Genomic DNA, 13,788 nt, shown 5'->3' with positions numbered 1-13,788 from the left:
ACATGCGGCGGGAGCCCTGTCATGTTGGCCAGGCCTGGCGGGGCCGGTTAGCCGGGACGGACCGCCCCGACGAAGTTCTGCCGGTAGTAGGAGGTGAGCTCCACCACGCCGATCGGCTTGGACGACGTGGAGGCGTGGATCATCCGGCCGTCCCCGGTGGCCATGCCCACGTGGGTGGGCGCCACACTGTCGTAGAAGAACAGCAGGTCGCCACCTTGGATGTTCTCCCAGGAGACGCGCTGGCCGGCGTAGAACTGGTCCTGCGAGACCCGCGGCAGGCTCACCCCCGCGGCCGCCCACGCGGCCTGGGTCAGCCCGGAGCAGTCGTAGCCGTTCGGCCCAGTCCCGCCCCAGATGTAGGGCTTGCCGATCTGGGCGAAGGCGAAGTCCAGGGCGATCTTGGCTTTGCCGGTGGCCGGACCGGTGTAGGTCGTCCCCGAGGAGCTGACCGTGTTGATCCCGGCCGTCGCCGCAGCCTGCTCTTCCGCGGTGAGCTCTTCGAGCAGGGCTTCCTGCTCGGCGATCCGCGCCTCGCCCTCCTCACGGGCCTCCTCAGCTTCGTCGAGCTTGGCCTGGGCTTCCTGCTCGGTCTCTTCCGCCTCCTGGCGGAGCTGCTCCAACTTCTCCCGCTGCTCGGTGTAGCGCTCCAGCTTGTTCTGCTGGCTGACCGACAGGTAGTGCAGGTCCGCTGACTGGACTAGCATGTCGTCGGGGTTGTCGGAGCCGATCAGGTAGACCAGCGAGCTGTAGTCGACCCCGCTGTAGGCGGTGTTGGCGAGCACCCTGATCGACCCTTGGAGGCCGTCGAGTTCCTCTTCGGTCTCCTCCAGGTCCTCGGTGATCTCTTCGAGTTTCTCCTTAGCGGCCTCGTGCTCTTCTTTCGCCTTGTTGTAGGCCTCGTTGAGCTCGGAGAACTCTTGTTCCAGCCGTTCGATCTCCTCGCGGACCTCGTCGGCGGTCGGCTCGGCGTAGGCGACCCCGGGGGTGAGGGCGAGGAGGCTTGCGGCGATGACGCCCGCGGCCGTCAGACGGCGGCGCCAGAAGCCACGGTGATGGCGGTCATCATCCACGGTTGTGGCACACCTTTCTCCCGTTTCCGCCTACCGGTAGGACTGGGCAGTACAGGGCGGGAGAGACGCCCCGTCAGCAGAAGGACTCTCCGGCACGGTGGAGTGGGGATTACGCGCCGGGAGGGAGGTTCCCCGGTCTCCGCGGTCTGAAGGTGCGAGAGAGATCGCGGAGTGCGGCGGGAGCGGTCGCTGCCATCGGGTGATGGCGAGAGTCACGACTCCGCTCGGGATGAACATAGTGCATCCGCGCCAACACTCTCAACCAATTCGTTATGTTCTGCACAAAATTCGTCAAGTCCAAAATCACCGCATGATCGGCCCGAATCCCCGTCTGGCGCGGAAAAGCGGACGTATCCCGCTGCTGCGGGCCGTGGCCCGGATCAGGCTGGAATAGTCACGGCCATGCGGACGCCACGCCACGGCCAAGCCAGGGCCAAGCGCGCACCGCTCCCGGGCCGCCGTCCGTTCCGGCCCCGTCGTGGCGGGCTGGGCCAGCGGGACAGCACACAGCCTGCCGCCGGGGAGCAGCCCTCGGAAAAACACCTGGGGGTGGCGGCACGTGCCGCCACCCCCAGGCAACGACCGGTGCGCGGCGCCCGGTGACGGCGGTTCACCCCACGGGACCGCAGCTCTGCCCGTGCGGGCACGGCCGTCCCGTTCCCCCAGGGGAACCCCCGTTCCGCTCCCCTCGTGAGCGGGCTACGGGCGCACCGCGAACTGGAAGTGCTGGCTCCAGTAGCCGGAAAGGGAGACCACCTCGATGGTCCGTCCCGAGCTGGGGGCGTGGATCATCTGCCCGTTGCCCACGTACAGTCCCACGTGACTCAGCTCGGGGTAGAAGAAGACGAGGTCGCCCGGCTGCATGCTGTTGTAGCTGACCCGGGTGCCGACGGTGGCCTGCGCGTACGTGGTGCGCGGCAGGCTCACCCCGGCCGCACCCCAGGCGCGCATGGTCAGCCCGGAGCAGTCGTAGCCATCCGGACCGGTCCCGCCCCAGATGTAGGGCTTGCCGAGCTGGGCATAGGCGAAGTCGAGAGCGGTGCGGGCGTTGCCGGAAGCAGGACCGGTGTACGTGCCGCCAGTCGAGCTGGAGCCCGAGGTGAGCGGGTCGGCATCCGGGAACTGGGCGAGCAGGGCCTCCTGCTCTTCGATCTTCTCTTCGACTTCCTTCTGCTTCTTCTCGACCTCTTCCTTCTTCTCCTCGGCTTCCTTGAGCAGCTCCTCGTTCTCCTCCTTGAGCTGGATCAACCGCTCGGAAGAGTTGGAGAACTCCTCAAGTTCCGCCCGCTGGGTCTCGGAGAGGTAGCTGAGGTCCGCGGACTGCTCCAGGATGTCCGCCGGGTCCTCCACGGAGAGGATCGTCGTCACCGCCTCCAGGTCGGGGGACATGTAGGCGGCGCTGGCGAAGCTGGAGACCTTCTCCCGCAGCTCCTCGTAGCGCTCCTCCTCGTCCCCGAGCTGCTTTTCGAGCTCTTCGACCTTTTCCTTGGCAGCGTCGTATTCCTCTTTGGCCGCGTTGTACTCGTCGACGAGGGCGCTGGCCTCTTCGTGGAGTTCTTCGAGCTTGGCTTCGACCTCTTCTTTGGTCGGCTCAGCATGCGCGGTCCCATGAGGCAGCACGAGGCTGCTTGCCGCTACGAAACCAAGTCCGGTCGCGATTCGACGAGCCGCGCGCCGTCCACCTTGACTAGTCATGGCGCGGTACACGCTCCTTAAATCTGGTTCACCGTGAGGGGTTAGGTGACGTGGGGGGTGCGTCGGGGGGTACGACGCGAGGGAAGTTGTGTGGAGTCGGCAGCACCGGACGGGCGCACAGCCACGACCCCGGTTAGAGAACTTAGCGGACCAGTTTCCACCCGCTCAACCGTGGCAGAGAATTGCCACTTTCGACACAGGCGTCTTCTCCCAGCTCAGCACCGTTCATTCCAAACGGCGGAGGAGCAGGGGGGACGCGACGGTCCGCGCTTTTTCCCGCCGTACCGCCGCAATGATCTCTTTATCCGAGGTGACCACGGCCACGGGCCGCCCTTCCGGTTCGGCCCGCACCAGCCGGATGATCAATTCGTCGGCGGTCTCCCCGGGACTGCTGAACAGCACGCGGACCCGACGGGAATTCACCAGCGCGATCGGGGAGTCGATTTCCGCGCCGTCGAACACGCACGTGATCTCGGCTTTGGTCTGGGACGCGAGCCCTTCCAGACCGGCGAGCAGCTTGGCGCGCTGGTCAGCGAGCGGCCGGTCACCGTAGCCGGTCTTGGTGACGTTGTAGCCGTCGACGAGCAGGTGGATCCGCGGGATCGTCAGCAGTTGGTCGATGAACTTGGGGTCGTCGTCCGGCAGGCCCTGCCCCGGCATCTCCGCGGTGCCTGACCGCGCTTCGGCGGCCACGAGGTCGGCGGGGAGCGTGATCGACGCGGGCAAGGCCAGTTCGCGGCGCAGTCCTTGCGCGGCTTCTTGGAGCACGTCTAACAGCACCCGCAGGCGGGCTTCTTCGGCGCCGCGCGCCGCGCGGGCCGCCCGGCGGGCGTTCTCCACTTGGGCTTCCGCGGCAGCGAGCCGGTTGCGTAACCTCCGGTTCTCCGCTTCGACGGCGTGCAGCCGGGCCGCGGCGGCGTCACTGTGCTCCTGGGCTTCGGCGATGGAACGCTCTGCGCCGCGGACCGCTTCTTTGGCGCGCTGGCGCTCGTGGTGGAGCTTGCGGCGCAGCTCCGCGATCTCCGCTTTGTGCTCCCGCAGCTCCGCGCGGAGCCGGAGGACTTCCTGGCGGTGCTGGGTTTTGATCTCGTCCAGTTTGGTCTGCAGTTCGACGAGGGTTTCCGCGGTGTCGTCCGCGGCTTTGGCCCGGGCTTCGCGCTCCAGTTCGTCGTGGATCTGCTGGACGGTTGCCGCCCACCCTGGGGGCCGCAGCACGTAGAGGACGGCCCCGGCGATGACCGGGTCCACGGCGGGGGGCAGCTCCCCCTGGTCAAGCTCCGCAACGAGAGACGGCCACGCCTGCCGCATCCGCTCAGCGACGCGGGAACGGAACTCTGCGTCAGCCTCGAGTTGCGCAGCGATGTCAGGTCCGGCCAGGCGCGCTCGACGGCGCGGTTCGAACTTGGCGATCCTCCGCAGCCTCGGCGGGATCTCCGTCGGGAGCATCATGCCGAGGATCTCGGCCCCGTATTCGATGACTCGGGTGCGCACCGCTTCGGGGAGCGGCCGGTCCAAGGTCTCGTCGTCCGCGTGCTCCGGTCCGCGTTCCTCAGCATTCCCGGAATCGTCTGTCATGACGGTGCCCCATCGTCTCCGGGTGACGCCGTCGCCGCCCACACAGTCTGTTCCCTCCTTATGCTGCTGCCGGTGTGACTGCCCCTCCCGGCCGCGATCACACCTGGGCGTCCCCGCCGGCTACCGCGGCGCTCCGGGCAGTCTTCCCCATCTTTCCATGCTCTTCTGGGAAAACCGTGTGCCGCTCCTCGGCGGCCCTCCACCGCTGGCCGGGCCGTACCCTGGCGGGGTGACAGTACCCAAGGACCTGGTCCAGGGGTCTTTCGACGACCTGGGCCGCCCCCTCACGGACGTGACGTTCGTGGTGGTCGACGTGGAGACCACCGGCACCCACCCGGCGACGGCAGCGCTGATCGAGGTCGGGGCGGTGCGTCTCCGCGACGGACAGGTCCTGGACGAGTTCACCACCCTGGTGAACCCGCACGCCCCTGTGCCCGCGTCGATCACCCTGCTCACCGGGATCACCACGGCCATGGTGGAGTCCGCGCCCTCGCCTGCGGCGGCGCTCTCCGCGTTCCTGGACTTCGCCGGGTTCCGTCCCGGCACCGTGCTGGTCGCGCACAACGCCCCGTTCGACGTGCGTTTCCTCAAAGCCGCGTGTGCCCGGCACGGGATCCCCTGGCCCTCCCCCGCGGTGCTGGACACGCTGCAGCTCGCCCGCCGCCTCGTCCCGCGCGGCGAGGTCCGCAATCACCGGCTCGACACGCTCGCCCGGGTCTTCGGTGCCCACCCGCCCGCCCACCGGGCGCTCGACGACGCCCGCGCCACCGCGGACGTGCTGCGCGGCCTGGTGGGGCGGCTCCGTGCCCGCGGTGTGGACACATGGGAGGAGCTGCGCGCATTCCGCAGCCCTGTCACTTCCGGGCAGCGCAGCAAACGCCACCTGGCCGACGGGATTCCGGAAGCGCCCGGCGTCTACGTTTTCGAAGACGCCTCCGGCGACCCGCTGTATGTGGGGAAAAGCGTCAACCTGCGGGCCCGGGTGCGGTCCTATTTCACCGCCGCGGAACAGCGCGGGCGGATCAAGGAGATGGTGGGCCGGGCCGTCCGCGTGCAGCCGATCGTGTGCGCCACGGCCGTGGAAGCCGAAGTCCGGGAGCTGCGGCTGATCGCCGCGCGCAAACCGCCCTACAACCGGCGGTCCCGGCACCCGGAGCGCGCCCCCTGGCTGGTCATCACCGCGGAAGAGTTCCCGCGCCTGGCCGTCGTGCGGCAGGTGGGCGACAACTACCTGGGCGCCCTCGGGCCGTTCTCCAGTTCCCGGACGGCCCTGCTAGCCCGGGACGCCCTCCACCAGGCGTTCCCCGTGCGCCAGTGCACGCACCGCATCACCCCGCCCCGCCCCGATGCGGCCTGCGCGCTGGCGGAGATGGGCCGCTGCGGGGCGCCGTGCACCGGAGCCCAGTCGGCCGCCGAGTACGCCGCGCACGTCCAGGCCGTGGCCCAGGCGATGACTGGTGACGTGTCCGCGGTGGTGGCGGCCCTCACTGCGCGGATCGACACGCTCGCCCGCGAGCTGCGCTACGAGGAGGCGGCCCTTCACCGGGACCGGCTGTCGGCGTTCCTGGCGGCTGCGGTGCGCACGCAGCGGGTGCGGGCTCTCAGCGCGGTCCCGCACCTGGTGGCGGCCCGGCCTGCGGGGGCGGACTGGGAGGTGTGCGTGGTGCGGTACGGCCGCCTGGCGGGCAGCGCCCGCCTCCGTCCCGGTGCTGATCCGCACACGCTGCTGCGCACCCTGGTGCGCACCGCGGAGAGCGTGCCGCCCCCTGCGGGTGCGCTGCCGCGCGCGGACGCCGCGGAGACCGAGTGTCTGCTGCGCTGGTTGGAGGCGCCCGACGTCCGGCTGCTGGAGGTGGAGGGGTCGTGGGTCTCCCCCGTCGGCGGCGCGGAACGCTACCGGCAGTGGATCTACCGGCATACGCCGGCATAGATCCGGAGCTCCCCGGCAATACTGACAGACTTGGACCACCACAGGAGTTCCGCAGAAAGCAGGACACGGGGGCAATGGCAGGCATTCCACTCAGCGACGACTATCCGGTACGCCGGGTCCCTGTGGTCACCTACACGCTGATCGCCGTGAACGTGGCCGTCTACCTGCTGTCCCCCATGTCACTGCTGGCCGTCTGGTACGGGGCGCCGGAGTCCCGGGGCTGCGCGATCGAGGAGTACCTGCTGCGGTGGGCCGCTTTCCCCGCCGCGCTGCTCACCGGGACGCGGCTCACCGCTGAGCAGGCGGCCGCTTTCACGCCCTGCCCGCTCCCCTCGACGGTGATCTGGCCGGGCCTGTCCGCGGTGACGTCGATGTTCCTGCACGCGGACGCCTTCCACTTGACGGGGAACATGGTGTACCTGTTCGTGTTCGGCCCGTGCGTGGAGGACCGGCTCGGCAGGTTCCGCTACCCGCTCATCTACCTGGGCACCGGGGTGGCGGCGTGCTACGGGTTCTCGCTGGCGGAAGGCCCGGCTGCGGTGCCGATGGTGGGGGCCTCGGGGGCGATCTCCGGGGTGCTCGGCACCTATCTTGTGGTGCAGTTCCGCAGTAGGGTGACGACTCTGCTCTTCGGTATCCTCCCGGTGCGGCTGCCGGGTTGGGTGCTGGTCGCTACTTTTTTCGCGCTGGACTACCTGCTCTACCTGAGCAGCCGACTGTCTCCGAACGAGTGGCAGGACGGTGGCGTCGCCTACGCCGCACACGTCTACGGCTTCCTCACCGGCCTGGTTGTGGGGCTGCTCGTCTACCGCGTCCGCTGGGGAGCGGGCGCCCGCCTGTCCGACGTGCACTAGGGCCGTCGGGCTGTCATCCCTGAGGAGGACACGTGATCACCGCGATCGTGATGCTCAAAGTCGACGTCGGCCGCATTCCCGAAGTCGCGAAGACGATCGCTGACTTGGAGGGGGTGAGCGAGGTCTACTCGGTCACCGGGGAGATCGACCTGATCGCGATTGTGCGGGTGCGGGAACACCACGAGCTGGCTGAGGTGATCCCCAACCGGATCAACAAGGTGCCCGGGGTGCTCTCCTCCGACACCCACATCGCGTTCCACACCTATTCGCAGCACGACTTGGAGGCTGCGTTCTCGCTGGGCCTGTAGCGGCGGTCGGCCGCGGCCTGCCCCGCGCGGGCGGACCGCGGCCGGAATGTGTCCGGAAAACCGGTCAGAGCTGCTTGGCTCGGGCCTGGCTGCTCTCCACCCACGCGTCCAGTTTCGCTTTGGCCGCGCCGCTGTCCACGGCTTCCGCAGCCCGCTGGTACTGGGCGCGCAGGGTTTCGATGAGGGATCCGGTGACCCCCTCGGCGGCGGCGAGCGCCGCAGCCGCGTTGAGCAGGACCGCGTCCCGCACCGGGCCGGGGCGGCCGTCCAGGAACTCGCGGACGACGCGGGCGTTGAACTCGACGTCTCCGCCGCGCAGCGCTTCCGGGGTGGCCCGCGGAATGCCCAGGTCTGCCGGGTCCAGTTGCTCGTAGCGGACAGAGCCGTCGGCGACGATCCACACCGACGAGGTCGTCGTGGTGGTGAGCTCGTCCAGCCCGTCGTCGCCGCGGAACACGAGGGCGTTCACACCGCGCTCGGCGAAGACCCCGGCCATGATCTCGCACATGTTCCGGTCGAAGACGCCGATCGCGGAGGCGGTGGGCCGGGCCGGGTTGGTCAGCGGTCCCAGGAAGTTGAAGACGGTGGGCACGGCGAGCTCGCGCCGCGGCTTGGCCGCGTACTTCAGCGAGGGGTGGTAGAGCGGCGCGAAGCAGAAGGTGATGTCGACCTCTTCGGCCACCGCGACCGCGTCCGCGGGGTCCAGGTCGATGATCACGCCCAGCCGTTCCAGCACGTCGGCGGTGCCGCACGAGGAGGAGGCTGCCCGGTTGCCGTGCTTGACCACCCGCGCCCCGGCAGCCGAGGCGACGATCGAGGCCATGGTGGAGACGTTGACCGTGTGTGCGCGGTCGCCGCCGGTTCCTACGATGTCGAGGGTGGCGCCGGGGACGGAGATCGTCACCGCGTGGTCGAGCATGCCCTGGGCCAGACCCCGCACCTCAGCGACGCTTTCGCCCTTGGCGCGCAGCGCGATCGCGAACCCCGCGATCTGGGCGTCGGTGGCCGAACCGGACATGATCTCGTTCATTGCCCACTTGGTGTCGTCGGCCGTCAGAGAGGTGCCGTTCAGCAGTGCGCTGATCAGGTGGGACCAGGTTCGTTCACTCACGTGAGGATTCCTTGCTTCCTTGCTTTCACCGGTGGGGGACGGACACTTCGGAGCACAGGGCGCCGGGTGTGGTGGCCGGGCGCGGCAGGCGACGCCATCGGGCGGTGTCCGCCCCATGACGCAGTGCGTCAGCGAAGGGCCGGAGGAACCGGCCGCCGCGGGGTTCCGCGGCGGCGCTGGCGAGTGACACGGTCGCTGTTACCCGCTTCTTCCGGGCCTACTGGGTGATGGCGAGCTGACGGAGGCGTTCGCGCATCAGCTCGGCCAGGGACTCGGCCAGGGCGATGGGGTCGATGGGATGGCTGACGACCTTGTCCGCACGCGACCAGGCGGCAAGCCACCCGTCGTCACGGCGGCCGACGATGAGCAGGACCGGCGGGCACTCGAAGATCTCGTCCTTGACCTGCCGGCACAGTCCCATCCCTCCGGCGGGCCGGGCCTCGCCGTCGAAGATGGCCACGTCCACCTTGGTCTCTTCAAGGCGCTTGAGGACCGCAGGCGCGGTGGCGCACTCGACGATCTCGACCTTGGGCAGGTCGGCCGCGGGTCGGCGGCCGATTGCGAGGCGTACCTGCTCGCGGACGGAGGCGTCGTGGCTGTAAACGAGGACGCGCATCAACGCCGACTTGTCGGTTCCGGTGTTCGCCATGGTTACCGTCCTTACACTGGCCGGGGTGCTCTGTGCGAGCCTATCCCTCGTGGTGCTGGTGACGACGGGGTGCCGCCTCTCTCTAGTCTCTATTGGATACCTTGACCGAACCGATAGGGTCGGACCGAAAACGGGGGGCGGTCTCGCTGCTCCGGCCGCTCCGGCGGGGCCCCGCCGAGTAGAACGAGTTCAGCGCCTTGACCGGCAGACACCCGCTTCTTGACCCCGTTACGGGGGGTCGGGGAACACCCCCTGTCAGATACCGCGATAATGCTTGCGTGGCGACAGTAACCGCGAATCAAGAGATAGGACCGACACCAGTGCATGGCGCTGCCAAGCGTCCTGATCTGGTGAGCGTTGGCACCATGGTGTGGCTGGCCAACGAGCTCATGTTCTTTGCGTCGCTGTTCGCGATGTACTTCACCATCCGATCAGTGACCAAGGGCAACCCCGACCTCGGGCCGTGGCCAGACGCGCATCTCAACATCGTGCTGTCCACGACCATTACGACTATTCTGGTGGCTTCGAGCTTCACCGCGCAGTTCGGCGTGTGGGCCGCGGAACGTGGTGACGTCAAGAAGCTCCGCAAGTGGTTCTTCATCTCGTTCCTCCTCGGCGCGATCTTCATCATCGGCCAGGGGTACGAGTACTACGAGCTCATCGTGCACGAGGGGCTGACGATGCGTTCCAGCGCCTACGGCTCGATGTTCTTCTTGACCACGGGGTTCCACGGTCTCCACGTCCTCGGCGGCCTGTTCGCGTTCCTGCTCGTGCTGGGACGCACGTACGCCGCGAAGCGCTTTACTCACCAGCAGGCGACGAGCGCGATCGTTGTGTCCTACTACTGGCACTTCGTCGACGTCGTCTGGGTCGGTCTGTTTGCGTCCATCTACCTACTCCAGTGACCCGAACGGGGAAACCGTGAAATGGATTACCGCGCGACGACGGCATCCCCTGGCGGGGTATGTCGTCGTCATCGTTGCGCTGGCCTTTCTCGGGGTGGGCTACGCCTTCATCTCGCCCACCTCTAACCACGCCGTGGCTGACACCGTGGCTGCCGAGCAAGGCGAGGTCGACATCGCCAACGGCAAGCAGATCTACACGCAGAGCTGCATGAGCTGCCACGGCGAAGACGGCAAGGGCCGCACGAAGGAAGAGACGGGCAGTGCCGTTGCCTGGGGGCCCAGCCTGGAGGGCGTCGGCGCCGCGGCCGTGGACTTCTACGTCCGTACCGGCCGTATGCCGTCCGCTGACCCCAACGTCCAGATGCCCCGCCGGCCGCAGGTCTACTCCGACCAGGAGATCGCGGACCTCGCGGCTTACGTGGAGAGCGCGTTCGGTGGCGGTCCGGGCATCCCGTACGACGTTCCCGGCGACGCACCGCAGCGCGGAGAGTTCGGCTCCGACGCCGAGTACGAGGCGGCGCTGGCCGAATACGAGAAGAACTACGCCGCCTATGTCGGCGGCGGCGATGTCGAGACCGGTATGCGGCTGTACTTGACCAACTGCGCACACTGCCACAGTTGGTCGGGTGCCGGTGGTGCGCTCACCGACGGTCGCTGGGCTCCGGAACTCGACGAGGCCTCTCCGCGGGACATCTACGAGGCGATGATCGTCGGCCCCGGTGCTATGCCGGTGTTCAACGACGACACCATCAGCCCGGAGGACAAGCAGGCACTGATCTCGTTCGTCAAGAATCTGCAAGACGAGCCGAACGCTGGTGGCCCCTTCTCCCTGGACCGGGTCGGCCAGGTGGCCGAGGGGTTCATCGGCTGGACTATCGGCATCAGCCTGATCGTGGCGTGCGCGATCTGGATCACCGCGAAGCAGCGAGCCCATGACTGACAACACCAACCACAACGACGCCGATAAGTCCCGGGAACGGGTCATCGGCACCCCCACGAGCGAGGGTGCCACGTTGGCCACTGCCGAAGATGCCCCGCACCGCCGGCACGAGGGTCCGTACCCGGCTGAAGAGACCCATGTCCGTCCAGAGGAGGTGCAGCGGCGAGGGGAGCGGATGGCTTCGCTGTGGTTCCTCGTCGCGTTCCTCGCGGGCATCGGGTTCTTCGTCAGTTACTTCATGTTCCCGGCAAACAGCGACGGCACACCCTCGATCGCTGACCCGGAAACCGCCCAGTGGGCGAACATGCTGCTCGGCGGAACGCTCGCGCTGGCGCTGTTCAGCATCGGCGCGGGCATGACCGTGTGGGTCCGCCGAGTCCTGCCGCACTACGAGGTCTCCTCCCCCTACGACGAACTTCCTTCGTCGGAGGAGGAGAAGAGCTCCTTCAGTGAGTTCTTCATGCGGGGCGCCCAGGAGAGCGGTATTCTGAAGCGCCCGCTGCTGCGGCGCACCCTGCTGCTGGCCATGGTGCCGCTGGGACTGGCCCCGGTCGTGCTGCTGCGCGACATGGGTCCGCTCCCTGGCGACAAGCTCAAGCGCACCATCTGGCGCGACGGCACCTACCTGGTTGTCGAGGGTACGAACCGGCGCATCCGGGCTGAGGACCTTGTCCCGGGCAGCATGATCTCGGTGTTGCCCGAGCCTGACGACCCCGAGCACGGTCTGAGCATGAACGACCAGGCCGAGGCGGTCACCATCCTGATCAAGATGGACCCGAAGGACTTCGGTCCGGGGATGTCCCAGCAGCAGTTGGAGTGGACCCACGACGGCATCGTCGCCTACTCCAAGGTCTGCACCCACGTGGGATGTCCGGCCGCTCTGTACGAGCAGACCACGCACAGGATCCTGTGCCCGTGCCACCAGTCCACGTTCGACGCCGCGAACGGCGCAGCAGTGGTGTTCGGCCCGGCGCACCGGCCTCTGCCGCAACTGCCCATCAGGGTCGACGAGGAGGGCTACCTCGTCGCGGCCGGAGACTTCTCCGCCCCGGTCGGCCCCACCTTCTGGGACGCTGGAGTTGAGGACTGATGAGCGACAACCAGGCACCACAGGCGCCTAAGGCGCTGCGCGGCATCGGCAACTACATCGACGACCGCTTCCATCTCGCCAAGACCGCGGAGAAGAACCTGCGCAAGGTCTTCCCGAACCACTGGTCGTTCATGCTGGGCGAGATCGCGCTGTACTCGTTCATCATCCTGCTGCTCACCGGTGTGTTCCTCACGCTGTGGTTCAACCCCAGCATGTCGCACACCGTCTACGAGGGCTCGTACGAGCGCCTCCGCGGGGTGGAGATGAGCGAGGCGTACGCCTCGACCCTGCACATCACCTTCGACGTGCGCGGTGGTCTGCTGGTCCGGCAGATCCACCACTGGGCAGCGCTGATCTTCGTGGCTTCGCTGGTCGTCCACATGCTGCGGGTGTTCTTCACCGGGGCGTTCCGCAAGCCGCGCGAGATCAACTGGCTCATCGGCGTGGCGATCTTCTCGATCGCGATCGTCGAGGGCCTGTTCGGCTACTCGCTGCCTGACGACCTACCGTCCGGCATGGGTGTCCGCATCTTCCAGGGTGTGCTGCTCGCGATCCCGGTGATCGGGACTTACCTGTCGTTCTTCATGTTCGGCGGTGAGTTCCCCGGCGAGGCGATCATTCCTCGCCTGTACATGCTGCACATCCTGCTGCTGCCGGGCATCCTGCTGGCGCTGATCGCAGCGCACTTCATCATCCTGTGGTACCAGAAGCACACCCAGTACCCAGGACCGCGCAGGACCGAGAAGCAGGTCATCGGTACGCCGATGTTCCCAGGCTTCGCGCTCAAGGCAGGCGGGTTCTTCTTCTTCACGTTCGCGGCCATCACGGGTCTGAGCGCGTTCGTTCAGATCAACCCGATCCACCTGTTCGGCCCGTTCACTCCGACGTCCATTACCTCGGGTCTCCAGCCTGACTGGTACATGGGCTTCCTGGAGGGGTCGCTCCGCCTGTTCCCCGACTGGTTCGACTTCGACATCGGCGGGTACGCGGTCGTGACCGGCGTGCTGGTCCCTGGCCTCGGCTTCATGGGCCTGCTCTTCGGCGGTCTGGCGATCTACCCGTTCCTGGAGGCGTGGATCACCGGGGACAAGCGGGCGCACAACATCGCCGACCGGCCGCGCAACGTCCCGGTCCGCACCGGCCTGGGCGCCGCCGGCATCACCTTCTACGGTGTGCTCTGGCTGGCTGGTTCGAACGACATCCTGTCGCACACGTTCCAGATCAGCCTGTTTGCGACCACGTGGATCTTCCGGATCGCCTTGATCGTGGGTCCGATCCTGGCGTTCATCATCACCAAGCGGATCTGCCTTGGTTTGCAGCGTCGGGACCGTGCGACCTTGGAGCACGGTTACGAGAGCGGCACCATTACGCAGCTCCCCGGTGGTGAGTTCATCGAGGTCCACAAGGAGTCCTCGCCGGAGACGGTCGAGGTGCTGCAGAGCGCCAAGTACCAGGGCTTCCGGACGGTGCCGCCGACCGTGGACGCCAACGGGGTGGAGTCTCCCGCTGCCCGCGGCTTCCTCGGCAAGCTCCGGATCCGGCTGGCCCACTGGTACACGAAGGACAACGTGTCCTTCGAGGACGTGGTGCCGCACTCCGCCTTGCACGGCGAGCAGCGCACCGAGGAGAAGGCCGGACAGCACTGACCGGCGTTACGCCGC

Annotated in this window: 12 protein-coding genes; 7 read left to right on the top strand and 5 right to left on the bottom strand. The window is 67.7% G+C overall.

The genetic code is table 11. From position 1 onward, the window contains the following. Nucleotides 1-47 precede the first annotated feature (47 nt). The 3 genes from TFU_RS05145 to TFU_RS05135 all read right to left on the bottom strand — a co-directional run bounded on the left by TFU_RS05145 (nucleotide 48) and on the right by TFU_RS05135 (nucleotide 4,340). Entirely contained in the window at nucleotides 48-1,070 is a 1,023-nt protein-coding gene (locus tag TFU_RS05145) for an NlpC/P60 family protein (RefSeq protein ID WP_011291477.1), read from the bottom strand. A gap of 699 nt (nucleotides 1,071-1,769) precedes the next feature. Then, nucleotides 1,770-2,765: a C40 family peptidase gene (locus tag TFU_RS05140; RefSeq protein WP_011291476.1), complete on the bottom strand. Its 996-nt coding sequence runs from the start codon at nucleotides 2,763-2,765 to the stop codon at nucleotides 1,770-1,772. Between the two features lie 225 nt (nucleotides 2,766-2,990). Beyond that, nucleotides 2,991-4,340, bottom strand: coding sequence for an NYN domain-containing protein (locus tag TFU_RS05135; protein WP_011291475.1), 1,350 nt, complete (start codon nucleotides 4,338-4,340; stop codon nucleotides 2,991-2,993). 157 nt (nucleotides 4,341-4,497) lie between these two features. On the opposite strand from TFU_RS05135, the gene TFU_RS05130 reads away from it, so the two are divergent. The 3 genes from TFU_RS05130 to TFU_RS05120 all read left to right on the top strand — a co-directional run bounded on the left by TFU_RS05130 (nucleotide 4,498) and on the right by TFU_RS05120 (nucleotide 7,432). Then, nucleotides 4,498-6,270, top strand: coding sequence for a DEDD exonuclease domain-containing protein (locus TFU_RS05130; RefSeq protein ID WP_011291474.1), 1,773 nt, complete (start codon nucleotides 4,498-4,500; stop codon nucleotides 6,268-6,270). A 74-nt stretch (nucleotides 6,271-6,344) separates the two neighbouring features. After that, nucleotides 6,345-7,124: a rhomboid family intramembrane serine protease gene (locus TFU_RS05125; RefSeq protein WP_011291473.1), complete on the top strand. Its 780-nt coding sequence runs from the start codon at nucleotides 6,345-6,347 to the stop codon at nucleotides 7,122-7,124. Between the two features lie 32 nt (nucleotides 7,125-7,156). Then, the gene (locus TFU_RS05120) at nucleotides 7,157-7,432 is read left to right on the top strand and encodes an Lrp/AsnC family transcriptional regulator (protein WP_011291472.1); all 276 of its coding nucleotides are present in this window, start codon (nucleotides 7,157-7,159) and stop codon (nucleotides 7,430-7,432) included. A 64-nt stretch (nucleotides 7,433-7,496) separates the two neighbouring features. On the opposite strand, the gene trpD is transcribed toward TFU_RS05120, so the two are convergent. Both trpD and TFU_RS05110 read right to left on the bottom strand, forming a co-directional pair. Beyond that, a complete protein-coding gene (gene trpD / locus TFU_RS05115; RefSeq protein WP_011291471.1) occupies nucleotides 7,497-8,543 on the bottom strand; it encodes an anthranilate phosphoribosyltransferase in 1,047 nt (348 codons plus the stop codon). Nucleotides 8,544-8,760: 217 nt separating this feature from the next. Then, nucleotides 8,761-9,192, bottom strand: a complete 432-nt coding sequence (locus tag TFU_RS05110) for a hypothetical protein (protein ID WP_011291470.1) — start codon at nucleotides 9,190-9,192, stop codon at nucleotides 8,761-8,763. 350 nt (nucleotides 9,193-9,542) lie between these two features. On the opposite strand from TFU_RS05110, the gene TFU_RS05105 reads away from it, so the two are divergent. The 4 genes from TFU_RS05105 to TFU_RS05090 are packed head-to-tail and all read left to right on the top strand — an operon-like array spanning nucleotide 9,543 to nucleotide 13,773. Beyond that, complete coding sequence (locus tag TFU_RS05105; protein WP_255266128.1) at nucleotides 9,543-10,097, top strand: aa3-type cytochrome oxidase subunit III; 555 nt, start codon at nucleotides 9,543-9,545, stop codon at nucleotides 10,095-10,097. 16 nt (nucleotides 10,098-10,113) lie between these two features. Then, nucleotides 10,114-11,037, top strand: a complete 924-nt coding sequence (locus tag TFU_RS05100) for a cytochrome bc1 complex diheme cytochrome c subunit (RefSeq protein WP_011291468.1) — start codon at nucleotides 10,114-10,116, stop codon at nucleotides 11,035-11,037. After that, nucleotides 11,030-12,127, top strand: a complete 1,098-nt coding sequence (locus TFU_RS05095) for a cytochrome bc1 complex Rieske iron-sulfur subunit (RefSeq protein ID WP_011291467.1) — start codon at nucleotides 11,030-11,032, stop codon at nucleotides 12,125-12,127. The genes TFU_RS05100 and TFU_RS05095 overlap by 8 nt, the downstream gene beginning before the upstream one ends. After that, nucleotides 12,127-13,773: a cytochrome bc1 complex cytochrome b subunit gene (locus TFU_RS05090; protein ID WP_011291466.1), complete on the top strand. Its 1,647-nt coding sequence runs from the start codon at nucleotides 12,127-12,129 to the stop codon at nucleotides 13,771-13,773. Before TFU_RS05095 ends, TFU_RS05090 begins: the two co-directional genes overlap by 1 nt. The last annotated feature ends 15 nt before the right edge of the window (nucleotides 13,774-13,788 follow it).

The sequence above is a fragment of the Thermobifida fusca YX genome (assembly GCF_000012405.1).
Taxonomy (GTDB): Bacteria; Actinomycetota; Actinomycetes; order Streptosporangiales; family Streptosporangiaceae; genus Thermobifida; species Thermobifida fusca.
This window is presented reverse-complemented; position numbering and strand designations above follow the sequence as displayed.

What these genes read in the sequence shown, in the direction of transcription:
- TFU_RS05140 (WP_011291476.1), bottom strand. Translation starts at nt 2,765, where the DNA reads ATGACTAGTCAAGGTGGACGGCGCGCGGCTCGTCGAATCGCGACCGGA.
- TFU_RS05135 (WP_011291475.1), bottom strand. Translation starts at nt 4,340, where the DNA reads ATGACAGACGATTCCGGGAATGCTGAGGAACGCGGACCGGAGCACGCG.
- TFU_RS05130 (WP_011291474.1), top strand. Translation starts at nt 4,498, where the DNA reads ATGCTCTTCTGGGAAAACCGTGTGCCGCTCCTCGGCGGCCCTCCACCG.
- TFU_RS05125 (WP_011291473.1), top strand. Translation starts at nt 6,345, where the DNA reads ATGGCAGGCATTCCACTCAGCGACGACTATCCGGTACGCCGGGTCCCT.
- TFU_RS05110 (WP_011291470.1), bottom strand. Translation starts at nt 9,192, where the DNA reads ATGGCGAACACCGGAACCGACAAGTCGGCGTTGATGCGCGTCCTCGTT.
- TFU_RS05095 (WP_011291467.1), top strand. Translation starts at nt 11,030, where the DNA reads ATGACTGACAACACCAACCACAACGACGCCGATAAGTCCCGGGAACGG.
- TFU_RS05090 (WP_011291466.1), top strand. Translation starts at nt 12,127, where the DNA reads ATGAGCGACAACCAGGCACCACAGGCGCCTAAGGCGCTGCGCGGCATC.